23 protein-coding genes and 1 tRNA gene are annotated in these 23670 nt (G+C 38.1%); 20 read left to right on the top strand and 4 right to left on the bottom strand.

All coding sequences use genetic code 11. The annotated features are described in order from the left end of the window. Positions 1-212 precede the first annotated feature (212 nt). On the top strand, positions 213-1877 hold the full coding sequence (locus RV04_RS00795; protein WP_071856575.1) for a peptide ABC transporter substrate-binding protein: 1665 nt from the start codon (positions 213-215) through the stop codon (positions 1875-1877). 84 nt (positions 1878-1961) lie between these two features. On the opposite strand, the gene RV04_RS00790 is transcribed toward RV04_RS00795, so the two are convergent. After that, positions 1962-2306, bottom strand: a complete 345-nt coding sequence (locus RV04_RS00790) for a DUF3899 domain-containing protein (RefSeq protein WP_071856574.1) — start codon at positions 2304-2306, stop codon at positions 1962-1964. 163 nt (positions 2307-2469) lie between these two features. Here RV04_RS00790 and opp3b point away from each other — a divergent pair, with 163 nt between their 5' ends. The 8 genes from opp3b to RV04_RS00750 all read left to right on the top strand — a co-directional run bounded on the left by opp3b (position 2470) and on the right by RV04_RS00750 (position 10309). After that, positions 2470-3411 carry an oligopeptide ABC transporter permease gene (opp3b, locus tag RV04_RS00785; protein WP_071856573.1) on the top strand — a complete coding sequence of 314 codons (942 nt, stop codon included), beginning with the start codon at positions 2470-2472 and terminating at the stop codon, positions 3409-3411. After that, positions 3411-4445: an oligopeptide ABC transporter permease gene (gene opp3C / locus RV04_RS00780; RefSeq protein WP_071856572.1), complete on the top strand. Its 1035-nt coding sequence runs from the start codon at positions 3411-3413 to the stop codon at positions 4443-4445. The genes opp3b and opp3C overlap by 1 nt, the downstream gene beginning before the upstream one ends. 7 nt (positions 4446-4452) lie before the next feature. Beyond that, positions 4453-5499 (top strand): ABC transporter ATP-binding protein, encoded by a 1047-nt coding sequence (locus RV04_RS00775; protein WP_071856571.1) that lies wholly within the window; start codon positions 4453-4455, stop codon positions 5497-5499. A 30-nt stretch (positions 5500-5529) separates the two neighbouring features. Further along, positions 5530-6486 (top strand): ABC transporter ATP-binding protein, encoded by a 957-nt coding sequence (locus RV04_RS00770; protein ID WP_071856570.1) that lies wholly within the window; start codon positions 5530-5532, stop codon positions 6484-6486. Between the two features lie 257 nt (positions 6487-6743). Next, entirely contained in the window at positions 6744-7220 is a 477-nt protein-coding gene (locus RV04_RS00765) for a hypothetical protein (RefSeq protein WP_071856569.1), read from the top strand. Then, positions 7221-8426 (top strand): efflux RND transporter periplasmic adaptor subunit, encoded by a 1206-nt coding sequence (locus tag RV04_RS00760; protein WP_071856568.1) that lies wholly within the window; start codon positions 7221-7223, stop codon positions 8424-8426. It begins immediately after the preceding gene. Next, complete coding sequence (locus RV04_RS00755; RefSeq protein WP_071856567.1) at positions 8427-9113, top strand: ABC transporter ATP-binding protein; 687 nt, start codon at positions 8427-8429, stop codon at positions 9111-9113. After that, positions 9110-10309, top strand: coding sequence for an ABC transporter permease (locus RV04_RS00750; RefSeq protein WP_071856566.1), 1200 nt, complete (start codon positions 9110-9112; stop codon positions 10307-10309). The genes RV04_RS00755 and RV04_RS00750 overlap by 4 nt, the downstream gene beginning before the upstream one ends. Before the next feature lie 140 nt (positions 10310-10449). On the opposite strand, the gene RV04_RS00745 is transcribed toward RV04_RS00750, so the two are convergent. Next, positions 10450-10522 (bottom strand) — tRNA-Lys (locus tag RV04_RS00745). 295 nt (positions 10523-10817) lie between these two features. Here RV04_RS00745 and RV04_RS00740 point away from each other — a divergent pair. The 7 genes from RV04_RS00740 to RV04_RS00710 all read left to right on the top strand — a co-directional run bounded on the left by RV04_RS00740 (position 10818) and on the right by RV04_RS00710 (position 17952). Continuing rightward, a complete protein-coding gene (locus tag RV04_RS00740) occupies positions 10818-11366 on the top strand; it encodes a DUF1836 domain-containing protein (RefSeq protein WP_071856565.1) in 549 nt (182 codons plus the stop codon). Further along, positions 11356-12213 (top strand): DegV family protein, encoded by an 858-nt coding sequence (locus tag RV04_RS00735; RefSeq protein WP_169818176.1) that lies wholly within the window; start codon positions 11356-11358, stop codon positions 12211-12213. Before RV04_RS00740 ends, RV04_RS00735 begins: the two co-directional genes overlap by 11 nt. Before the next feature lie 185 nt (positions 12214-12398). Further along, entirely contained in the window at positions 12399-13103 is a 705-nt protein-coding gene (yycF, locus tag RV04_RS00730) for a response regulator YycF (RefSeq protein ID WP_071856563.1), read from the top strand. An 11-nt stretch (positions 13104-13114) separates the two neighbouring features. Next, positions 13115-14938, top strand: coding sequence for a cell wall metabolism sensor histidine kinase WalK (gene walK / locus RV04_RS00725; protein ID WP_071856562.1), 1824 nt, complete (start codon positions 13115-13117; stop codon positions 14936-14938). Then, entirely contained in the window at positions 14935-16248 is a 1314-nt protein-coding gene (locus RV04_RS00720; RefSeq protein ID WP_071856561.1) for a YycH family regulatory protein, read from the top strand. Before walK ends, RV04_RS00720 begins: the two co-directional genes overlap by 4 nt. Next, the gene (locus RV04_RS00715; protein ID WP_071856560.1) at positions 16249-17094 is read left to right on the top strand and encodes a two-component system regulatory protein YycI; all 846 of its coding nucleotides are present in this window, start codon (positions 16249-16251) and stop codon (positions 17092-17094) included. Between the two features lie 48 nt (positions 17095-17142). Then, entirely contained in the window at positions 17143-17952 is an 810-nt protein-coding gene (locus RV04_RS00710) for an MBL fold metallo-hydrolase (RefSeq protein ID WP_071856559.1), read from the top strand. Between the two features lie 39 nt (positions 17953-17991). On the opposite strand, the gene RV04_RS00705 is transcribed toward RV04_RS00710, so the two are convergent. Both RV04_RS00705 and RV04_RS00700 read right to left on the bottom strand, forming a co-directional pair. Then, positions 17992-18612 (bottom strand): NAD(P)-dependent oxidoreductase, encoded by a 621-nt coding sequence (locus RV04_RS00705; RefSeq protein ID WP_071856558.1) that lies wholly within the window; start codon positions 18610-18612, stop codon positions 17992-17994. Between the two features lie 76 nt (positions 18613-18688). After that, positions 18689-19333 (bottom strand): CPBP family intramembrane glutamic endopeptidase, encoded by a 645-nt coding sequence (locus RV04_RS00700; RefSeq protein ID WP_071856557.1) that lies wholly within the window; start codon positions 19331-19333, stop codon positions 18689-18691. 197 nt (positions 19334-19530) lie between these two features. Here RV04_RS00700 and groES point away from each other — a divergent pair, with 197 nt between their 5' ends. From groES to RV04_RS00680, 4 genes are all read left to right on the top strand, one after another. Continuing rightward, positions 19531-19815 (top strand): co-chaperone GroES, encoded by a 285-nt coding sequence (gene groES / locus RV04_RS00695; RefSeq protein ID WP_071856556.1) that lies wholly within the window; start codon positions 19531-19533, stop codon positions 19813-19815. Between the two features lie 23 nt (positions 19816-19838). Next, a complete protein-coding gene (gene groL / locus RV04_RS00690; protein WP_071856555.1) occupies positions 19839-21467 on the top strand; it encodes a chaperonin GroEL in 1629 nt (542 codons plus the stop codon). Positions 21468-21660: 193 nt separating this feature from the next. Then, the gene (locus tag RV04_RS00685; RefSeq protein ID WP_071856554.1) at positions 21661-22020 is read left to right on the top strand and encodes a DUF1827 family protein; all 360 of its coding nucleotides are present in this window, start codon (positions 21661-21663) and stop codon (positions 22018-22020) included. A 174-nt stretch (positions 22021-22194) separates the two neighbouring features. Continuing rightward, a complete protein-coding gene (locus RV04_RS00680; RefSeq protein ID WP_071856553.1) occupies positions 22195-23667 on the top strand; it encodes a nicotinate phosphoribosyltransferase in 1473 nt (490 codons plus the stop codon). Positions 23668-23670: the final 3 nt, after the last annotated feature.

Raw genomic sequence — 23670 nt, 5'->3', positions numbered from 1 at the left:
TTCAAGTTAAAAAATTTTTTGACAAATTTGTTGATTTAGCAAGGATTATTAGGAAATTTTTGATAAAAAAGAATAAAATTAGAATTTTTGGAGTTTATTACTTGATTAATTAAAAATAAATGATTAAACTATTGTTCATATTCAGAAGAACGTAATTATTCTGAAAATTGAATCAAAAATTTTAGATCATTTGATCAAAAGGGGAAAAGGATATGAGGAACAAATTAGCTTATGGTATTGTCGCAATTTGCGGACTCGTTTTGGCGGGGTGTTATGGAGGAAGTAGTTCATCTACAGACAGTAGTAGTTCATCAAGTGGTAAGGCATCTGATAACGGCACATTCAATTTAGTCGTTTCACAAGAAATGCCAACGGCCGATTTATCTGTTGCCACAGATACAATTAGTTTTTCTGCTTTGAACAACGTATATGAAGGAATCTACCGTTTAGATAAGGACAACAAACCTCAACCAGCCGGTGCAAGTGAAAAAGTCAAAGTAAGTGATGATGGCAAGACTTACACGGTGAAACTAAGAGAGGATGCAAAATGGTCGAATGGCGATCCTGTAACAGCAAAAGATTATGTTTATGGTTGGCAACGAACAGTCAAACCTGAAACAGCCTCAGAATACGCGTACCTTTTTGAATCAGTTGAAAATGCTGCAGATATCACTGCAGGTAAAAAATCACCTGACGAGTTAGGCATCAAAGCAGTTGGTGATTATGAACTAGAAATTACATTAGCTAAAGCAACGCCATATTTTGATTATCTATTAGCATTCCCATCATTCTTCCCACAAAATCAAAAAGTGGTCGAAGCAAATGGAAAAGATTACGCAACGAAGAGTGATAAAGCAGTTTACAATGGTCCATTTACTTTAGAAGGTTTTGATGGCCCTGGTACAGATACGGAATGGGAATACAAGAAAAATGATGACTATTGGGATAAAGATGACGTGAAATTATCTTCTATCAAAGTCAATGTTGTAAAAGAATCTTCTACTGCTTTGAACTTATTTAAAGATGGCGAGGCAGATGACATCATTCTATCTGGTGAACTAGCACAACAAAATGCGAATGAATCAACTTACAAATCATTCAAAGAAGCTCGTACAAGTTACTTAGAGTACAACCAAAGGGATGCAGATTCACCATTTAAAAACGAGAACTTGCGTAAAGCAATTTCGTATGCAATCAACCGTAAATCGCTTGTAAATCAAGTATTAGGTGATGGCTCAGTCGTTTCAACTGGTCTAGTACCATCGGGTATGTCTAAAAACCCAGAAACAGATGAAGATTTTGCAAAAGAAGCAGGCAATTTAGCACCATACGATAAGAAGAAAGCCAAAGAGTATTGGGAAAAAGCTAAAAAAGAATTGAACATCGATTCATTATCATTTGAACTGATGGCTTCTGATACTGATTCTTCGAAAAAAGTGATTGAATATATGCAAAGTGCGTTGGAAGAAACGTTACCAGGTGTAACGGTTAAACCAACACCCGTACCATTCTCTGTTCGTTTAGACCGTTCAAATGCTGGCGACTTTGATGTCTTACTTGGCGGTTGGGGAGCTGACTATGCCGATCCTTCAAGCTTCACTGATTTATTCGTAACGGGTAATTCTTATAACCGAGGTCGTTGGAGCAATAAAGAATACGATGCTGCGGTAGAAGATTCAGCGAATAAAGATGCTAGTGATGAAAATGCTCGTTGGAAAGATCTACAAGAGGCAAATAAAATTATCTCAGATGAATCTGGTGTAGCACCATTGTACCAATTATCTGAAGCTCATTTGATCAATGAAAAAGTCAAAGGCATCGTTCACCATCCTGCCGGCGCTTCATGGGATTACAAATGGACATATGTTGAAAAATAAATAGTTTTCAACTAGTTCAACCAACTAAAAGAAAAACAATGACAAATAAAAAGAAGTTGGAACGAAAATCGTTCCAACTTCCTTTTAAATCATTGTTAATAAAGCACAAACAATTGATGAACCAATCAAAATAGCTGCAATCATTAACCAAAAAGAATAGCGTCCTTGTCCAACTGTAGAGAGGGACTGAAATTCTGATTTTTTCTTTTGTTTTCTGCTAAATGTTTGATGCATTGACCGCTGAAAATGATCAAAGAAGCCTGAAGAAAAAATCCAAAGCAAGATTCCGACAATCAAAAAAGGCAGTCCTATCAGAAATAAACGGTTTGATAAGGTGAGTAGTGTCAATGACTTTTGGATGATCGAAAAGATGATCGTGATCAAAAGTAAGCCACCACCGATCCCAATGGGAAATAATTTATTTTTCATACATACACTCCAATAATCAAAGGCTAGTTAAAAGCTTTTTAGATAAAACGATTTACTTACAACGTACTCCTACTGTAAACCATATCAAAAGTAGAAGTCAAAATTTAAGAACGCAACAGCGAATCCATCGATGAATTCGTTGAAACGAATTAGGAGGCACCTCATGGGCAGTTATTTAAAATATTTTTTAAAGCGTGTCTTTTTCATGCTAGTGACATTATGGTTGATTGCAACGATCACCTTTTTCTTGATGCAATTATTACCAGGAACACCTTATACCAACCAAGAACGGTTGAGTCCTGAAACAGTCGCTATGTTAAATAAACAAGTTGGCCTAGATAAACCAATCATCGTTCAGTACTGGGTCTATCTAACAAACCTTGTACAAGGAAACTTTGGGATTTCGTTCCAATTTAAGAACCAAGAAGTTGCTTCTTTATTAGCAGGACGTATCGGACCGTCATTACAACTAGGGTTACAGGCTATCGTCTTCGGGACGTTTGTCGGTATCGTTTTAGGAACGATCTCTGCGATGAAACAAAATTCATGGGCAGATACGTTAGCAACATTGGTTGCGATCTTAGGACGCTCAATTCCTAACTTTGTTTTCGCCGTATTACTTCAATATATCTTTGCTATGAAATTACGTGTATTACCAATTGCGAAATGGGAAGGTTTTGCCTATACGATTTTACCAACCCTCGCCTTAGCGATGTCACCGCTGGCCGATTCAGCTCGTTTCATTCGAACCGAGATGGTGGAAGTCTTGCACAGTGACTACGTCGAATTGGCACGTGCTAAAGGATTGAGTCGTTGGGAAATTGCCTTTAAACATGGCTTGCGTAACAGTTTGATCCCTTTGATGACACTATTAGGACCATTGGCCGTGGCTTTAATGACTGGTTCGTTAGTAGTCGAAAATATTTTTGCCATCCCAGGTATTGGGGAACAATTTGTTAAGTCAATCATGACTAATGACTATCCAACAATCATGGCTGTTACGATTTTGTATTCATTCATGTTAGTCTTCGTGATTTTGGTGGTCGATTTGCTTTATGGTTTTGTGGATCCTCGGATCCGTCTGTCAGAAGGGAGTAAGAGTTAATGGAAATAAAATATCCTTCAATCGTTGATATTCCCGCTGATGAATTTCAACCCTTACAAAAAAACACCGAAGAAGAGCGTGAGGAGATCGCTGCACCTTCGCTGAATTTTTTACAAGATTCTTGGCGTCGCCTAAAAAAGAATAAAGCGGCAGTCATCTCAATGATCGTTTTAGCAGTCATTATCGTGATTTCAATTGTAACGATCTTTGTTTCTCCGCAAGATCCAACGAAACAAAATGTGGATTACATTAACTTACCGCCACGAGTTCCAGGTTTGAATATCAATGGTTTAAACGGGAAAACGATGGTTGCTGGTGAATTAGTCGATAAATATGCGCAAGCAGATGTACCGAGCAGTGTAAATTACTTGTTAGGAACCGATGGTTTAGGGCGTGATGTATTGAGTCGCTTGTTCATGGGGACGCGTATTTCTTTATTGATCGCATTTATCGCAGCACTGTTTGATATCACGCTGGGTGTTGCGTATGGATTAATTTCCGGCATGCTTGGTGGTAGAGTCGATAACGCGATGCAACGTTTCTTAGAAATTCTTTCGGGTATTCCGAACTTAGTCGTAATGATTTTGATGCTGGTCGTTTTTGAACCAGGGATCTTCTCGATCGTTGCAGCGATGGCTATTACGAACTGGATACCAATGGCCCGAATTGTCCGAGCCCAGACGCTGAAGCTAAAAGATCAGGAATATGTTTTAGCAGGTATGACTCTGGGTGAATCTAAATGGAAAATTTCACTGAAACATATCATTCCAAATATCTCAAGTGTCATTATTATTCAAATGATGTTTAGTATTCCGACAGCAATTTTCTTCGAAGCGTTCTTGAGTTTCATTGGTTTAGGTTTGACACCGCCGGCCGCTTCACTAGGTACGTTACTAAATGATGGATACAAAACGTTCTTGTACTTACCATACTTATTATGGATTCCTGCAGTGACGATCTCATTGATCATGATCTGCTTCAATTTATTAGCCGATGGTCTACGCGACGCATTCGATCCGAAAATGAAAGAGTGAAGAATTTATGGAAAAAATTTTAGAAGTGAAAAATTTAAATATTTCATTCGATACCTATGCCGGAAAAGTGCGAGCAATTCGTGGTGTGGACTTCGATTTGAATAAGGGTGAAACACTGGCAATCGTAGGTGAATCGGGTAGTGGGAAATCTGTTACGACCAGAACGATCATGCGATTGTTATCAAGTAATGCCAATATCGACGAAGGTGAGATCCTCTTTAAAGGTGAGAGTATCGTTGATAAAACAGAAAAAGAAATGCAAAAAATTCGTGGTCGCGAGATCGCAATGATTTTTCAAGATCCAATGACATCGTTAGATCCAACTATGACGATCGGAAAGCAAGTCGCAGAATCACTACGTAAACACAAAAAAGTTTCAAAAAAAGAAGGCATGAAAGCTGCATTAGATTTACTGAACCTAGTGGGGATTCCCGATGCTGAAAAACGTCTTAAAAATTATCCCCATCAATTTTCTGGTGGCCAACGTCAACGGATCGTTATCGCGATCGCATTGATCTGTAATCCTGAGATTTTGATTGCAGATGAACCAACTACGGCTTTGGACGTAACGATTCAAGCACAGATTTTGGAATTACTAAAAGAAATCCAAGAAAAAATCGAAACGTCGATCATCTTTATTACCCATGATCTTGGAGTAGTAGCGAATGTGGCTGATCGGGTAGCAGTTATGTATGCCGGCAGAATCATTGAAGTTGGTACAGCTGAAGAAATTTTTTATAACCCACAGCATCCATATACTTGGGGATTATTAGGTTCAATGCCGACATTAGATAGTGAAAATGATCGCCTTTATGCGATTCCTGGTTCACCACCTGATCTATTGGATCCACCTAAAGGTGATGCCTTTTATCCTCGAAATGAATTTGCTCTGAAAATTGACGCCGAGATGGAACCGCCGTTCTTTGAACTTTCAGCGACACATAAAGCAGCGACTTGGTTACTAGCACCACAAGCGCCAAAAGTAACGCCTCCGCTTGAGATTCAAAGACGCTGGGATATTTTTCGCAAAAAGCAAAATCAATATTCCGCTTAAACCAAGTGAAGAAAAACGGGGGAACTATACATGGAGAAACGATTATTAGAAGTCAATAATTTAAAACAGTATTTTAATACTGGTACAAAAAACGAAGTTCGAGCAGTCAATGATGTGAGTTTTTATATCAATGAAGGGGAAACGTTTGGACTAGTTGGTGAATCAGGTAGTGGGAAATCAACGACTGGTCGTTCGATTATTCGCTTGAATCAGCCGACAGACGGTGAGATCTTATTTGATGGTGAAGATGTTACGAAGATTCATGGAAAAAACGATTTGACCAAATTCCGCCGGGATGTTCAAATGATTTTTCAAGATCCATATGCCTCTTTGAATCCTCGAATGAAAGTAAAAGATATTATCGCTGAAGGGATCGATGTCAATAAGTTGGCGAGTACGCCGAAAGAGCGTGATAAAATTGTCAATGAATTGCTCGAAACAGTCGGTTTGAATCCTAGTCATGGCACGCGCTATCCCCATGAATTTTCAGGGGGGCAACGTCAACGGATCGGAATTGCTCGCGCATTAGCGGTTCGCCCACGTTTTATTATTTGTGATGAACCGATTTCGGCTTTGGATGTATCGATCCAAGCCCAAGTCGTGAATTTGCTTCAAGATTTACAAAAAGAACAAAACTTGACTTATTTATTTATCGCCCATGATTTATCGATGGTAAAACATATCAGTGATCGGATCGGTGTTATGAATAATGGTCACTTGTTAGAAGTCGGAGATAGTGAAGAAATCTATCACTTTGGTGTTCATCCTTATACTGAAAGCTTGCTATCAGCAATTCCGATGCCTGATCCAGACCATGAACGTCAGCGTCGCCGCATCAGGTATCAAACCGAACCACATGATGGCAAAACGCGGACATTGCGAGAAATTGGCCCTGGACATTACATTTATTCTTCAGAAGATGAAGTAGCCTACTACAAGAAAAAATTAGAACATTTAAAAAGTGAAAAACTATTGGTTAAAAGTTGAATTTGAGAAGAAAGTTATGACGAGCATGTCATAGCTTTTTTTGTTTTAAATAATTAAAATAGTTATTTTTAAGAGTTTAAAATGCTTTTTTTATTTAGTTTACAAACAATTTAAAAATAATGACGATTAAAAGTATTTTATTTTTTCATTTTTACTTTAAAAAATAATTGAATTTGAGTATACTTGGACTAATTTAATGAAATTACTTTAGGGTTGGAGTTTATTTTCATTGAATAAAATTATTTAGGAGTGAGTAAATGGAAAAGCATTTAAAAAAGGCAAAGACATGGAATATGGTTTTGATTATTTTAGGAATACTCTCAACGATTACCGGAATCATCGGATTACCTAAATCATTGAATCCGAAACTTAGTGATTACAAAATGTTAGGCGACTATGGGCAAGAGATGTTCGACTATCTAAATAGTCCATTCACAAAAGTTTTCTCGATTGTTTCGTTAGCTATCTCAATTGGATTATTGGTTTATTATTTTAAAGCCAATAAAAAATTAGCTGATGAAAGTATCCCAACGAAGATCCCTTATTATGCCTATATCATTTGGGGGTTAATCGGGTTGCTAATCAATCAATTAATGCAGCCGACGATGCAAGTTGAAGGAGCGAATGTTTCATTGGTCATGATGATCGTCACGCTGATTTTTCAAGTAATTTTTTTGATTCCGGCAGTACTCGTGATTGTGCATTTATTCAAAGCAGAACCAGAGGTAGCTTAAATGAAAAAAATGACGAGAAAACAAAAAATTCGCTGGAGTATTATTGGTGGAATTATTGCGTTTGTGCTAGTAATTGGAATTATTATCTTTCAACAAATGAAACCAAGTAAAACAGCCGAAAATAAATTTCAAACCGTTACGTTAAAGAAAACCGATCCGTTGATATTTAATGGTATCGTTCAGGCTACTCATACCCAGGATTACTATCTGGATCAAACATTGGGGAAAATTTCAACAATCAACGTGGAGGATGGACAAGAAGTTGCCGAAGGGGCGACTTTATTGAGCTATACCAATCCGGAGTATGAGACTCAAGCTGAAGAGCAAAGTAGTAATTTAGATAAATTAAATTTAGCAGTGACGAATGCCCAAGAAATGTTGGCGATTGCCCAAGATAAACAGGCAAGAGTTCAGCAACAATTAAATACATCTATCAATAACTATAATAATATAAACGAAAATACGGAAGAAGATGCAGCTAAAAAAGAGCAATACAAACAAGAAAAAGATCAGTATGAAACGGCATTAGACAGTGCAAAAGATGCTGTCGTTCAAGCTCGACAAGGATTAGAAAGTGCCAATGTTGAATTGAATTCAGCCAACCAAAGTGTGGATACTGTCCGAAATAAAGTGAGTTCCGTCGTGACCAGTACGACAAAAGGAATTGCGTATGTCGATCAAAAAGGTAAGAATGATGTGACTGTTCCAGTCGTAAAAGTAGTCAGCAATGAGGTCACAGTTGAAGCAACAGCTTCTGAATATGATTATCCTCAAGTAAAACAGGATGCTTCGGTAACGATCAAGCCCGTGACAACGAACCAAGAAATCGCAGGAACGATCACTCATGTCAATCAATTACCGGATCAAGCCAGCCAAACAACAGGGAATGCAGCAGCAACCACGGCTGCTTCTTCGATTTCAAATTATAGTTTCAGTATTAAACCAACCGAAACGTTGCATTACGGGTACAATGTTCAAGTGGTTCTACCATTAGATGAGATACGCATTCCTAAAAAAGCGATTCGAACTTCTGGTGACACAGAATATGTTTTTGTTTATCGTAAAGGCAAAGTTCATGAAGCGACAATCAAAACCGAGAATCAAGGAAGTTACATGATTTTAAAAGAAGGTCTTAAAGAAGGAGACAAGGTAATCTCAAATCCTGATAAGACGTTACACGATGGTCAGGAATTGGCGGTGGATTAAATGATCGAATTAAAACAGATCAATAAATATTATCGGAATGATGAAGAGGTCTTGCATGTATTGAAAGACATTAATCTATCTGCCGATGCTGGTGAGATGATTGCGATCATGGGTCCATCGGGAAGTGGGAAATCAACACTGATTAATACGTTAGGTTTTATCGATACGAAATTTGAAGGAGAATATCTCTTTGAAGGAGAAAACCTTATCACGACAACCGATGATCGATTATCAAAAATTCGTAATCAAACAGTCGGTTTTGTTTTCCAAAACTTTAGTTTGATCGAGAATTATACCGTCTACGAAAATGTTGAGTTACCGTTGCTATATAATGGTTATAGTTTTCATCAAACCAAAGAAAAAGTAATGGCAGTATTAGCCAAAGTGGGCCTAGCAGACAAAGCAGAAAAACACCCACGTCAGCTTTCTGGTGGTCAGCAACAACGTGTAGCGATTGCCCGAGCGTTGATCAATCAGCCAAAGTTCATCATTGCAGACGAACCCACAGGAGCACTGGACACACACACTTCCAACGACATCATGGAATTGTTCAAAGAATTGAATCGTCAAGATCAAGTCACGATTTTTTTAGTGACACATGATCCAGAAGTTGTTCCTTATTGTACGCGACTGGTTCAAATCAGAGACGGGGCAATCATTGAAGATCGGACGGTGATCGAAGCATGAAATTTTATGTGAATTGGCGTTCTTCTTTAGGCTCAATTTTTAAAAATAAAAAAAGAAGCGCCCTAACAATGTTTGGGATCATTATTGGGATCGCAGCTGTGATTGCGATTTTATCGATTGGTCGTGGATTTGAACGGGATACAATTAAAAGCCTTACTTCGGAGGAATCGGATAAGTTAGAAGTCAATATCGATTTTGTACCTAACAACAATAACTTGTATGAATCAAATCTTGATATGATCCAAAGTTCTGATTTTAGTTTATTGAAAACGATCGATGGGGTAGAAAAAGTCTCGTATCCTAAAACTGATTTGACTTATCTGTATAAAGATATCCCGGTAAAAGAAAAAACTAAAAGTACTCGTATCGGAGTAGTTACTAAAAAGGGAAAAGCAGTCAGTTATGGTCGGGGGCTAACAGCTTTTGATAATCAAACTCAAAATAAAGTGGTAACGCTAGATGCTTCATTGGCGAAAGAGCTTTTTGGAACAGCAAGTGAAGCCGTGGGCCGTGGATTCGAAATGGATCAAGCAGTCTTTACAATCGTAGGCGTTTTTCCGGCTGGTGCAGAAGAATCCATGTTTTCGGTGGGTGCCACGAAGGTCCAAATTCCTCGACAGACTTATACACACTTTTTTGGTAACGAAAAAAATACCGGATCCGTAGTATTGACTTTAGCTGATGGCAGTAAGTTAAATAAAATTGCTGAAAAAGCTATCAATAAGTTAAAAGCAAACGGAGCGATGCGCCAGCAAGGGGAATACCAAGTCTCTAATATGGCCATGATGACGGACGGAATCAGTAATGTTTTGAGTAGTATCACGCTCTTCATTAGTGCTGTGGCCGGGATTTCTTTATTTATTGCAGGTGTTGGTGTGATGAATATGATGTATATTTCTGTCTCCGAACGTACAAAAGAGATCGGGATTCGACGAGCTTTAGGAGCAACTAGAGGCGCCATTCGCCTACAGTTCCTTTTAGAAGGAATGACGCTGACATTAGTCGGCGGGATCATTGGTTATTTATTAGGAATATTGGTCGCCTATGCGATTGGTAGTGTGATGAATATCCATGTTTCAGTGGATTTATTCACCGTTTGTTTGGCGGTCGGTGTTTCAAGTGGTATTGGCTTGCTCTTTTCTGTGATGCCGGCTTCCGAAGCTGCTAAAAAAGATTTGATCGATATTTTAAGATAAAAAAGAAGCTGGAACAAAAGTAGTAATACTTTGTTCCAACTTTTTTTGTTTTTTAGTATAAAAAAATGCCACCGCACACATTCTTTTCGAAACGTCCGAAGACGCCAAGATTGTGCCGGTGACGTGGGTTTGGCACCCAATGGGCTGTGAGGGGTTCGAACCCACGACCCGCTGATTAAGAGTCAGCTGCTCTACCAACTGAGCTAACAGCCCAAACAAATTACTTACATATGTTAGCACTGAGAAAATAAAAATGCAAGAATAAATAAAGATTTAATTAAAGAAAATATTTTATTTATCTAGTTTTAAAAACTATATTGTAGAATCATGATAATTTTGTTAAAATGAGAATTCAAAGATGCCGGTTTCATTGGTCACTTTATCGCAGTCTAACTATTTTTAACGATAAAAGCAATAATCCAACTATTAAAAAAATAAAAAGATAAAAATCCATCTTTGAAGAAATAGATTGATTTGAACTTTACAATCAAAAAAGGAGTTACCAGATTTGGAAGAAAAAGCACTCAAAGAATGGGCTGAAGTACTCAAAAATATTCGTTTGCCTTATTGGGAAGAACTACCTGAATTAGAATTATATATGGATCAAGTCATCACGCTAGTCGATCGTTACTTGTCTCCTTTGATTCAAAATGAAAAGCAGACGATCCTATCGAGTGCGATGGTGAATAACTATGTTAAACACAAATTGGTACCGCCACCAGTGAAGAAGCGTTACAATCGGAACCACTTGGCATATCTGATTGCGATCACTTCATTAAAACAAGTATTTACGATTCCAGATATCAACGAACTGATTCGGATGCAATTATCGGTCAATGAACCGCAAGAAGCCTACAACAATTTTTGTATCGTGCAAGAAGAGGCTTTAAGTGATATTGCAAAAGTAATTGAAGGTGAAACAATTACTACCACACGAACAAATAAAGATGTTTACTATTTAGCAATGAAAAGTGCGGTCGCTTCGCTGACACAAAAAATGTTAGCAGAAAAGATCATTCAATTGGAAAAAGAGAAAGTAGGCGAAAATAATGAGTGAGAAAATTGCAGTTTTAGTTGATTCAGGGACAGATGTTCCACAAGAAGTAATTGCTAACGGACCTTTTTTTATGGTACCGCTTCGAATTATTTTTAGTGATAAAGAATATAGAGATGGGATCGATATCAGTTCTGATACGATTTTTCCATTAATAAAAAAAGAGTTGCCAAAAACATCCTTACCTGATGGGGAAGTAATCCATCAAGTTTTTGATCAAATCAAAGCTCAGGGCTATACGCATGTGATTATGGTGACAATTTCGAGTGGTTTGAGTGGAACATATAATGCTTTACGTGTACTTGGTGAACATTATGAAGGATTGACTTTTCATTCGATCGATACTAAAAATGTGGGGATCGGAGCAGGTATTTTAGCAATTTATGCAGGGGATCTTATCAAACAAGGAAAAAATTTTACTGAAGTTATTGCGGAAGTCGAAAGTAAAATTCCACATACAAAAATCTTTTTTAATGTTGATACACTTGAATACTTACAAAAAGGTGGTCGTATCGGGTTGGTCGCTTCATTATTAGGAAGCGCCTTAAAATTAAAACCAATCATTTCATGTAATTCCGAAGGCATCTACTATACCGTAGCAAAGGTTCGCGGATTGAATAAGAGTATTGATAAAACGATCCAATTAGTCAAGGAACAGATTGGATCTCATAAACGGTTTAATCTAGCGGTTACCCAAGCAGATGCTTTAGAAACAGCTGAGAAGATGCGTGCTCGGTTACATGAATTATTCCCTACCGCTGAAAACATTTACTTTGGTAAAGTCTCACCAGCGTTAGCTGTCCATACGGGTCCCGGCTCACTGGGTGTCGTTTGCCAAATACTTGATTAATTATTAAAGACGAGCTTTTGCTCGTCTTTTTTGCTGATTTGGTGCCGTCAATTTTTTTGCTTTTTTTCTTAAGTAATTATTGTAAAAGAACAGTAGTATAATTGAAAAGATGAAACACTATTGAAATTATTGTATAATGAGAAGGCGTACATACAAACTTAAAAAAAGGTATGAGGTGACTCTTAGTGAAAAAAATTTTAGTTGTTGATGATGAAAAACCGATTTCCGATATTGTTAAGTTCAATTTGACGAAAGAAGGCTATGAAGTCTTTACCGCTTATGATGGTGAGGAAGCTTTAGTGAAAGTGGAAGAAGTGAATCCAGATTTGATTATCTTGGATTTGATGTTGCCAAAAAAAGATGGTTTAGAAGTAGCTCGTGAAGTACGCAAAACCCATGAGATGCCGATCATTATGGTAACGGCAAAAGATTCTGAAATCGATAAAGTTTTAGGTTTAGAATTAGGTGCGGACGATTATGTAACGAAACCTTTTTCTAATCGTGAATTAATCGCACGAGTAAAAGCCAACCTACGTCGTGGTGGTCAAACACCAAAAGAAGAAGAACCTACGACACAAACGGATTTAACGATTGGGGACTTGACGATCCATCCAGATGCTTATATGGTGACAAAACATGGTGGTACGATCGAATTAACACACCGCGAATTTGAACTATTACATTATTTAGCCAAACATATTGGTCAAGTAATGACACGGGAGCATTTATTGCAAACCGTTTGGGGTTATGATTATTTTGGCGATGTTCGCACAGTTGATGTGACCGTTCGTCGTTTACGGGAAAAAATCGAAGACAACCCTAGTCATCCAACATATTTAGTAACGAGACGTGGCGTAGGCTATTATCTACGCAATCCTGAACAGGATTAAAGGAAGGGAACATGGAAAAGAAAGTCCGTTTTTATCGATCAGTAAATTTTAAAGTCGCGTTTTCATTTATTTTGATTTTACTGATTTCAATCGAACTTATCGGTGCGTACTTTATTCGTGGCCTTGAAAGATCAACGATCAATAGTTTTACGAAGGATATGAATCAACGCGTGGCTTTGTTAAGTACCACGATTGCTTCGACAATGGCTGAAAACAGTGAAAATGAAGCAACACAGTTGCAACGGATCCTAGAAAACAACACTGCGGCTGACATCAAAGAGATGTGGGTCGTCGATGATAAGGGGATCGTTTTGGCCACCAACGATGTGGGCCAAAAGGATTCAGTCGTTGGAAAGAAAAATGATTCCAGTGATATCGCTGATTTTTCATTGAAACAATATGTGACGCTCGATGACAACAATCAACGGGTATATATCAATGTTCAACCTATTCAGTCCCCGACCGGCGATTCGGCTGTGATCGGGGCTCTTTATGTTAAGAGTAATATTGAACAAAAATATACCGAAATAAGCAATACTGCATTGATTTTCTTTACGGCTTCGGTTATTGCGGGGCTGATATCGATCATTGTGGCTTTATTGGTTGCCCGCTCGATCACCAAGCCCATCAAAGAAATGCAGAAACAAGCGATGCGAATCGCACAAGGTGATTATTCTGAAAAAGTCGAGATCCATGGACATGATGAACTAAGTCAATTAGCCGAAACGTTTAATAAACTATCTGATCGTGTCGAAGATGCACAAGATACGATGGAAGCAGAACGCAATCGACTAGATAGTGTTTTGACCCACATGACTGATGGTGTTATTGCTACCGATCGACGTGGGAAAGTTATCACGATCAACGAGATGGCTTTGTCTTTATTAGACATGAGTAATGAAGAAGCGATTGGTCAATCAATCTTAACCTTATTAGATTTAGAAGAAGAATACACCTTGCGTAAATTATTGGAAGCTCCAGGAGAAATTTTGATTGATCGTTCAAAAAATGAAGAAGATCGAATTACTTTGCGTTCAGACTTTGCGATGATCCGGCGTGAATCAGGCTTTATCAGCGGACTGGTTGTCGTGTTACATGACGTGACAGAACAAGAAAAAACCGCTGAAGAACGTCGTCAGTTCGTATCGAACGTCTCACATGAATTACGAACACCGCTAACTAGTGTACGCAGCTATCTAGAAGCGTTAGAAGAAGGGGCTTGGCAAGATGAAAATATCGCACCAAACTTTATTCAAGTAACTCTAGGTGAGACGGATCGAATGATTCGCATGATCAATGACTTATTAAATCTTTCTCGGATGGATTCTGGTGCTCAACAAATGGATCTTGAGTTAGTCAATTTCAATGAATTGGTCGATTATATTCTAGATCGTTTTGATATGATGGTTACCGGTCAGGAGAAAAATTATCGCATCGTCCGTGAGTTTACTGAGCGTGATCTATGGGTCGAGATTGATACTGATAAACTCATGCAAGTAATCGATAATATCATGAATAATGCGATCAAGTATTCGCCAGATGGTGGAAAGATCACCGTTCGGTTGATGGAGACACATAACAATGTTGTCTTAGGAATCTCAGATGAAGGGCTAGGAATTCCTAAAAAAGATTTAGATAAAGTCTTTGAACGTTTTTATCGAGTCGATAAAGCTCGGGCCCGTCAACAAGGGGGGACCGGTTTAGGTCTAGCCATTTCAAAAGAAGTCATGAAAGCTCACAATGGTCAAATCTGGGTAGAGAGTGTTGAAGGCAAAGGGTCGACATTTTATATTTCTTTACCTTATGAGCCTTATGAGGAGGATATTTGGGAATGAGATTATCAGAAAAAATTATCCGAATTGCACTTTTGGGTTTGATTTTATTAAGCTTGGCATTGACGTACGCGATTTGGTTAAGTCCCACTGTTAAAACAACTGAAGTGAATACGAGCAAACAAACCGTGAAAAATGCTCAAAATTATGCGAAAGCTACTGATGCTTTTTTACCATTGCGCGGGATTTGGGATATTCATGACGGAAAATATCAAACTAGTAGTGAAAATTTATTGGCCACTACACAAGCTCGTTTGACCGAGAGTACTTATGGTCAATTGCAGCAAGTAGCTAGTGGCGAAGCAGAAATTCAAAACTATTATAGTTTGAATGATGGGATCGAACTGAATTACGAGGGAAATTTTTCGTTAGCAGAGTATGTAAAAGTATTTGATATGCCAATTAGTCTAAAAGCTTTGAAAAATGCAGATGCGATCACTTTTTCTAAAATTCAAGTCGATTTTGCTAGAAAAAAGATTCGTTTTTTGAATTATAAAGAGAATATCGTTTATGAGGCAACGGCTTCTGTAGACGCCTCAAATGTAAAAGAAATTTACGAAAAGAATCAAAGCCGTTATTTGAGCATGTCGAGTGATAATTCAACGTTTCCTCGGTTACTCAAAACGCAAGAACGCGTCCGTTTGAAAAAATACAGTTATATTTTAACGACTCAATCTGATTCGTTGTTCAGAAATGCTTTTTTCCAGAATCCAGATCAGGCAACAGGAGAAGAAGAAGCTAGCGGGACACGCTCATTCATCAGTGGGCATGAAGAATTGATGATGAATGAGCAAAAACGATTGGTCACCTTTAATGGAGAACTACCAGATGATTTAAAAGATAAAAGTATTTATAGCCAAACATTCCATTACATCAGTCGCTTAGGAACCTCTGTGGGGAATCTGCGCTATTTTGATCAGAAAGACAAAATGATCAATTATCGAATCTTTGTCGAAGGTTATCCGATCTTCAGTACCTCTTCAAAAGGAAAGATGAGTATCTCAATAGATCCACAACCCAATAATGCGGATGCTAAAGTAACGATTGAAACCAGTATGGATACGGTTCAGGTACCGATTCCTTCCGATGAAGAAGTCGAATTGCCAAGTACCTTAGAAGTTGAAAATAATTTAGTAGCTGCAGGCATCGATTTGGATCATATCCAAAGTTTTATTATCGGTTATACTTGGCAGGATATTGATGGCGTCAATAAACTGGTATCACTGATACCAGAATGGTTTGTCAAATACGATGATAACTGGTATTCAGCTGACCAGCTGATGCAAGGAAATCTAGAGACGGGGGCAAACTAATTGGACTTTAGAAAAATTGAACAAATCTTTTTTCTCGTATTTATTGGATTAAATATTTTTCTTTTTAGTATCTATTGGAGCAATCAGCATGAGCAGCGGTTGGTCACAAGCTCGAATCAACGTGAAGATATCTTGCAACGCTTAGAAAATGACAATATCGAGGTCGAAGGAACCATTTCTGATGACCATCGTGAAGGGTATTATTTAAGTGCCGAACAAGATAATTTTGTTTCTTTGCTCAGTGAACCAGCCAATCAAGCGGTCGCTAGTACGTCAAATGCTTTAGATAAAGTGTTGACCAGTTACCCTAATAGTGGCACTAAGTTTGATTTAAAAAAATCAGCGAATAGTTTCAAACGTCTGATGGCCGACAAAGAGTTCATCTTAAAAGGAAATGAGTACACCTATCTCTCAAACCTTTCTAGAAAAGACGATGACCTGGGGAAAATCATTGGTGCGCAATCCTACGAAGGGATTCCCTTTATCGATGAGACTTCTCGAGTAACGATGGATATCGAAAAAGAAAATGATGAAGAGCAAGTGATGAAATATACACAAACGCGCTTAAAGGAAATCGAACCATTACGGGAAAAGATGACCTTATATTCAGAAAAAGAAATTTTGAATACGTTGTATATCAACAATAATATTCCAGCCAAATCAACCATCACGAATGTTTATCTGGGGTATTTTCGAACACTAGAGGTTCAAGAAAAAAATGTTTATGTCCCCGTGTGGTTCGTCAATATTCGAACGCCTGATAAGACGACACAAATTGAAAAAGTCAATGCATTGAACAATCAAGTGATTACGAACAATTTGGTTCCAAAGGTGGAAAATCCATAAAAAGGGTTGTATACTGGGAACAGTTTTGAAAGAGAGGACCAATTGCTCATGTTAGAAATGAATCATGCCTTCAAAGTTAGCATCTTAGCAAGCGGCAGTACAGGAAATTCATTGTACTTAGAAACATCGCAAAAAAGAATTTTAGTTGATGCTGGTTTGAGTGGGAAAAAAATCACTTCATTATTGGCAGAGGTCGATCGAAAACCTGAAGATCTTGATGCGATTTTAGTGACCCATGAACACCGCGACCATATACACGGCGTAGGTGTTTTAGCAAGAAAATATAAATTACCTGTTTATGCCAACGAAAAAACGTGGGAAGCGATGGCTCCACTGATCGGAAAAGTCGATTTGGAACAAAAACAAATTTTTGATATGGGAAAAGTCCTAACTTTTGGGGACTTAGATATCGAAAGTTTTGGTGTTTCACACGATGCTGCTGCACCGCAGTTTTATCGTTTTTATAAAGACGGACATTCATTTGTGATGCTTACAGATACAGGATATGCTAGCGAACACGTGAAAGGAACGATTCGTGATGCCGATGCCTATTTAGTTGAAAGTAATCATGACTTAGAAATGTTACGGATGGGTGCTTATCCATGGAGTTTGAAACAGCGGATCTTAGGGGATCGGGGCCATTTATCAAATGATGATGGTGCATTAGTGATGACGGATATCCTTGGTGATCGGACAAAACGGATCTATCTAGGCCATTTGAGCCGAGAAAACAATATGAAAGAATTGGCACATATGACGATGGAAGAAACATTGACGCGTTATGACTTGGGTGTGAATCACCAGTTCCAAATCTTTGATACTGATCCTGATAGTGCGACTGATCTATTTGCGATTTAAAAGGCAAGCTTGCAGATGCAGGCTTGCCTTTTTTTGTGATCAACTATAAACACTGAATTGTTGTTTTAAATGGCGTGGTTCGATGACTTCATCAATGATTGCAATCGCATAATCAGCCATACTGATCTCACTTTTTCCAGCGGTATTTTTCTGTAAGTGATCATCGCTTGTAAAGTAATGACCTGTTCGCTTTCCATCAGGAATGAAATTTGCTGCTGGACTTAAATATGTCCAATTGACTTGCTCTTCTATCTTAAGGCTCAAAAAAGCTTGATACATATTATAGGCTGTTGGATAATAATCGACTTGTGGATTAGAAACATCGATCATCCGTTGGTTATCATTAATGAACAAAGAAGAAGCACCACCGACCACGAGCAAACGAGTATCGGTATCGCGTAATATATCTGCTAAATGTTTGAGCGACGTTTGATGCATTTCTTCTTGACCAACAGGTGGCCGAAAGGCATCGATAATGACATCAAAAAAAGCGACATCTTTAGGTGTAAGCTCGAATAAATCTTTAACTAAGATAGGAACTTTCACTTGTAGTTTCTCTGGATGTCTGACAATGGCAGTTACCGATAAATCACGAGACAATGCTTCTTTTAAAATCAATGAGCCCGCATTTCCAGTCGCGCCAATAATTCCAATTTTCATAAAAACCCCCCCTAGACATTGTGATACTTTCAGTCTAAGGAGGTTAGGATCAAAAGGCAAAAGATATGGTTTGCAATTATTTTGATTGTAGAGCAAGCTGAGTGATCACTACTAACAGATTCATTCCAACATGGGTAATCATCGATGTCCAGATTCGGCCGCTATAACGGTACATTCCACAGAATAAGAAACCTAGACCTGCATACAAAAGATAATGGCCATCATTGTGAGCAAAAGCAAACAGCAAAGAACTGATCAATGTAGGAATCCAAAAGCCAAACTTTATTTCAAGGGCGCCAAAAATCGCACGACGAAAAACAAATTCTTCCATGATTGGACCAGCAATCGTAGTGGCTAAGATAAAGACCATATTATTCATGATCAATTGGACAATGTTCTCTGTATTTTGAGAAGCTGCCGTTTGACCTAAAAGGTGTTGTTCGATTTGTAGGATCGCTACTTGCAATATAAGCGAGACTGGAATGCCAACCAGCCCAATTAGTCCGGCTAAAACCCATGATTTTTGTTTATTTTCAATTTTAAAAAGCTGTGATTTGTAACGATAAACAATCATTAATACAGCACCTAAAAAATAAGCCAAGGTAGTTAGCTGGATAATTTGGGATTGACCGGCATTAAAAAAGCGCTGAAAAAACAATGGCGAAAACAAGACAAATCCATAGGTAGCAATGGTGATAAAACTATATTTTTTTGCGTCCATCTTTCTTCCTTTCTAAACCGTGTTGTGTTCAAGTATACCATAAGTTGAAGAAAAGCTTTGCAGCAGAAAAATCGAAAAAGATAAACCAAGGACTTGCAAAAAGAAGTAAAAATGAGTATGATAATAACTGTGAGTTAGCACTCGATATCAAAGAGTGCTAATATTTGAAAAATCATTACTAGTTGGAGGGATTTATCGTGTTAAAACCATTAGGTGATCGTGTCATTCTTGAAGTCGCTCAAGAAGAAGAAAAAACAGTTGGAGGCCTAGTATTGGCATCTGCTGCCAAAGAAAAACCACAAACAGCGAAAGTTGTTGCTGTGGGTGAAGGCAATGTACTGGAAAACGGTGAAAAAAGTCCAATGCCAGTAGCTGTTGGCGATATGGTAATGTTTGAAAAATATTCTGGTACAGAAGTGAAATATGAAGGCAGTGAATATTTGATCATCGCTGCAAAAGATATCATGGCAATCGTTGAATAAAAAATTAATGAGGTGAAGAAATTATGGCAAAAGATATTAAGTTTTCTGAAGATGCACGTGCAGCAATGCTACGCGGCGTAGACAAATTAGCAGACACAGTAAAAGTAACATTAGGACCTAGAGGACGTAATGTTGTTTTAGAAAAATCTTATGGTTCACCATTGATTACGAATGACGGTGTAACTATCGCAAAAGATATCGAATTAGAAGATCATTTCGAAAACATGGGTGCTAAACTTGTTTCTGAAGTGGCTTCAAAAACAAATGACATCGCTGGTGACGGTACAACAACAGCGACGGTTTTAACTCAAGCTATTGTGCGTGAAGGTTTGAAAAACGTAACGGCTGGCGCTAACCCAATGGGTATCCGTCGTGGAATCGAATTAGCAACTAAAGCTGCTGTAGAAGAATTACACAGTATTTCTAAAGTAGTTGATTCTAAAGATGCCATCGCACAAGTAGCAGCTGTATCTTCTGGCAGTGAAGAAGTTGGTAAATTGATCGCTGAAGCAATGGAAAAAGTCGGCAACGATGGTGTTATCACGATTGAAGAATCAAAAGGGATCGATACAGAATTAGATGTCGTTGAAGGAATGCAATTTGATCGTGGATACTTATCTCAATATATGGTAACAGACAATGATAAGATGGAAGCTGCCTTAGAAAATCCATATATCTTGATCACTGACAAAAAAATCTCTAACATCCAAGATATCTTGCCATTGTTAGAACAAGTCTTGCAACAATCTCGTTCATTATTGATCATTGCTGATGATGTGGACGGCGAAGCTTTGCCAACCTTAGTCTTGAACAAAATTCGTGGAACATTCAATGTTGTAGCGGTTAAAGCACCAGGATTTGGTGATCGTCGTAAAGCGATGCTTGAAGATATCGCTGTTTTAACAGGGGCAACTGTGATCACTGAAGATCTAGGTTTAGAATTAAAAGATGCAACGATCGAAAACTTAGGGACTGCTGGTAAAGTAGTAGTTGATAAAGACAATACAACAATTGTTGAAGGTGCTGGCGACAAAGCAGCCTTAGCTGACCGTGTAGAAATGATCAAACGCCAAATCGGTGAAACAACTTCTGATTTTGATCGTGAAAAATTACAAGAACGTTTAGCGAAACTTGCTGGTGGAGTGGCTGTCGTTAAAGTCGGTGCAGCAACTGAAACTGAATTGAAAGAATTAAAATTACGAATCGAAGACGCATTGAATTCAACGCGTGCAGCAGTTGAAGAAGGAATCGTTTCTGGTGGTGGTACTGCTTTAGTCAATGTCATCAAGAAAGTTTCTGAATTAGCAGCTGAAGGCGATGCCGCAACTGGGATCAAGATCGTGGTTCGTGCGTTAGAAGAACCTGTTCGTCAAATCGCAGAAAATGCTGGGTTTGAAGGATCAGTTGTGATCGACAAATTGAAAAATGCTGAACACGGTACTGGTTTCAATGCCGCTTCCGGTGAATACGTGAATATGATCGATGCCGGAATCGTCGATCCAACTAAAGTGACTCGTTCAGCATTACAAAATGCTGCTTCTGTTTCTGCATTATTGTTAACGACGGAAGCAGTCGTAGCTGACAAACCCGTTGAAGGTGGCGCAGGTGCTGCTCCCGCAATGGATCCATCAATGATGGGCGGCATGATGTAAAAGTAAAGCAAAAATCATCGGAAACTTTTTCCGATGATTTTTTTTATTTATAAAAATAAGCAAAGTTTTTTAGTTGTTTTTTTCAAAAAAAATTTAATTATGAAGAAAAATCACAGAATAACTATGGTAAAATAATTAGTGAGAGTTAGTTATTTTTTAACTAAACAATTGTAAGGACAGAGGAGTTGATTGGATGAAATTAATCGAAACACCGTTAAATAGCAACCTAAATATCGAAACATTGTATCCAAACTTGACGAAATATGCTTTTGATAACCGTCAAGCAGTTAAATATTTTAAATTGTACGCTTATGATCGAACAGAAATTATTTATGCCGACCGCTTCGACACGATCGAGTTGTTGTTATTGAATCGCCAACGTAAAATCAACCACAAAGAAGTCGATACAATCATTCATCGTTTATTGAAAGTCGATCGTAAAGAGGTATCAATCAATGTCGGTTATAAAAAACAAATCGATGAAGCAGGGATCAGACCAAAAAAATCCTATAAAGATATTATTTCTATCAAATATACTGTACCAAAAGATTAATTCAAAGAAAGTGAACCAAAAGTAGAAAAACTTTTGGCTTACTTTCTTTTTTTATTTGTGTTTCAAAATGAAAATTCTCCGTTTCTAAAGGAGCTAATACTACTCGTATAAGGCGATTATGATATAATAAAAAAAATAGTTTAATTGACTAAAAACAAATGAGGAGCCTGGACTATGAAAAAGTTGTACGAAGATGACAGTTTGACCCTTCATACGGATCTTTATCAGATCAATATGATGAAAACCTATTGGGAGACAGGTCGAGCAGATCTTCATGCCGTATTTGAGTGCTATTTTCGTAATATGCCATTCGACAATGGCTATGTGATCTTTGCCGGATTGGAACGTCTTGTAAAATATTTAGAAAATCTAACTTTCAGTGAGAGTGATCTAGCCTATCTATCAGAAGTAGAAGATTATCCAGCTGATTTTATCGATTATTTGAGAGAATTTAAATTTTCTTGTACCGTTCGTTCGGTGATTGAAGGCGAGTTGGTATTCAGCAATGAACCATTGATTCAAGTGGAAGGACCTTTACTACATTGCCAATTAGTCGAAACAGCACTTTTAAATATTGTTAATTTCCAAACTTTGATCGCAACAAAGGCCGCACGAATCAAATCAGTGATCGGCGATGACCCTTTATTAGAATTTGGAACACGTCGGGCGCAAGAAATGGATGCGGCTCTTTGGGGGACACGAGCTGCCTACATTGGTGGTGCGGATGCTACTAGTAATGTTCGGGCAGGGAAGATTTTTGGGATTCCTGACAGTGGAACGCATGCGCATTCATTGATTCAATCGTATGGAAATGATTATGATGGTTTCAAAGCCTATGCGCAAACACACCGTGACTGTGTCTTTTTAGTCGATACGTATGATACGATCAGATCCGGAGTACCTAATGCAATCAAAGTCGCACGGGAAATGGGTGATAAGATCAATTTCTTAGGTGTGCGAATCGATAGTGGAGATATGGCGTATATTTCAAAACGAGTTCGCCAGCAATTAGATGAAGCCGGCTTTCCAGATGCAAAAATTTATGCCTCTAATGACTTAGATGAAGGCACGATTTTAAACTTGAAGATGCAACATGCAAAAATAGATGTTTGGGGTGTAGGGACAAAACTGATCACAGCCTATGACCAACCAGCTTTAGGAGCAGTCTTCAAATTAGTTTCGATTGAAAATGAGCAAGGCGAAATGATCGATACGATCAAACTTTCAAGCAATGCTGAAAAAGTAACGACACCAGGTAAAAAACAAGTATGGCGTATCACACGGAAATCAGATGGAAAATCGGAAGGGGATTATGTGACTTTATGGAATGAAGATCCCCGGGAAGAAGATGAGATCTTCATGTTCCATCCAGTCTATCCATATATCAATAAGACGGTGAAAAATTTTGAAGCCCGGCCGATCTTGCAAGAGATTTTTGTTGACGGAAAATTGACTTATGAACTTCCCGATTTGGAAGAAGTCAAACAAACGGCAAAAAATAGTTTAGATTCTTTATGGGAAGAATACAAACGGGATTTGAACCCACAAAAATATCCAGTAGATTTGTCTACGGAATGTTGGAACCACAAGAACAGAATTATGGAAAAAGTACGTAATTCAGTGGTAAAAATAGACCAAGAAGATTAGGGA

It is taken from the genome of Enterococcus hermanniensis, from assembly GCF_001885945.1.
Taxonomy (GTDB): domain Bacteria; phylum Bacillota; class Bacilli; order Lactobacillales; family Enterococcaceae; genus Enterococcus_A; species Enterococcus_A hermanniensis.
The sequence above is the reverse complement of the archived record's forward strand: the minus strand, read 5'-3'. Positions and strand labels throughout refer to the sequence as shown.

What these genes read in the sequence shown, in the direction of transcription:
- RV04_RS00795 (WP_071856575.1), top strand. Translation starts at nt 213, where the DNA reads ATGAGGAACAAATTAGCTTATGGTATTGTCGCAATTTGCGGACTCGTT.
- RV04_RS00790 (WP_071856574.1), bottom strand. Translation starts at nt 2,306, where the DNA reads ATGAAAAATAAATTATTTCCCATTGGGATCGGTGGTGGCTTACTTTTG.
- opp3b (WP_071856573.1), top strand. Translation starts at nt 2,470, where the DNA reads ATGGGCAGTTATTTAAAATATTTTTTAAAGCGTGTCTTTTTCATGCTA.
- opp3C (WP_071856572.1), top strand. Translation starts at nt 3,411, where the DNA reads ATGGAAATAAAATATCCTTCAATCGTTGATATTCCCGCTGATGAATTT.
- RV04_RS00775 (WP_071856571.1), top strand. Translation starts at nt 4,453, where the DNA reads ATGGAAAAAATTTTAGAAGTGAAAAATTTAAATATTTCATTCGATACC.
- RV04_RS00770 (WP_071856570.1), top strand. Translation starts at nt 5,530, where the DNA reads ATGGAGAAACGATTATTAGAAGTCAATAATTTAAAACAGTATTTTAAT.
- RV04_RS00765 (WP_071856569.1), top strand. Translation starts at nt 6,744, where the DNA reads ATGGAAAAGCATTTAAAAAAGGCAAAGACATGGAATATGGTTTTGATT.
- RV04_RS00760 (WP_071856568.1), top strand. Translation starts at nt 7,221, where the DNA reads ATGAAAAAAATGACGAGAAAACAAAAAATTCGCTGGAGTATTATTGGT.
- RV04_RS00755 (WP_071856567.1), top strand. Translation starts at nt 8,427, where the DNA reads ATGATCGAATTAAAACAGATCAATAAATATTATCGGAATGATGAAGAG.
- RV04_RS00750 (WP_071856566.1), top strand. Translation starts at nt 9,110, where the DNA reads ATGAAATTTTATGTGAATTGGCGTTCTTCTTTAGGCTCAATTTTTAAA.
- walK (WP_071856562.1), top strand. Translation starts at nt 13,115, where the DNA reads ATGGAAAAGAAAGTCCGTTTTTATCGATCAGTAAATTTTAAAGTCGCG.
- RV04_RS00720 (WP_071856561.1), top strand. Translation starts at nt 14,935, where the DNA reads ATGAGATTATCAGAAAAAATTATCCGAATTGCACTTTTGGGTTTGATT.
- RV04_RS00710 (WP_071856559.1), top strand. Translation starts at nt 17,143, where the DNA reads ATGTTAGAAATGAATCATGCCTTCAAAGTTAGCATCTTAGCAAGCGGC.
- RV04_RS00705 (WP_071856558.1), bottom strand. Translation starts at nt 18,612, where the DNA reads ATGAAAATTGGAATTATTGGCGCGACTGGAAATGCGGGCTCATTGATT.
- RV04_RS00700 (WP_071856557.1), bottom strand. Translation starts at nt 19,333, where the DNA reads ATGGACGCAAAAAAATATAGTTTTATCACCATTGCTACCTATGGATTT.
- groL (WP_071856555.1), top strand. Translation starts at nt 19,839, where the DNA reads ATGGCAAAAGATATTAAGTTTTCTGAAGATGCACGTGCAGCAATGCTA.
- RV04_RS00685 (WP_071856554.1), top strand. Translation starts at nt 21,661, where the DNA reads ATGAAATTAATCGAAACACCGTTAAATAGCAACCTAAATATCGAAACA.
- RV04_RS00680 (WP_071856553.1), top strand. Translation starts at nt 22,195, where the DNA reads ATGAAAAAGTTGTACGAAGATGACAGTTTGACCCTTCATACGGATCTT.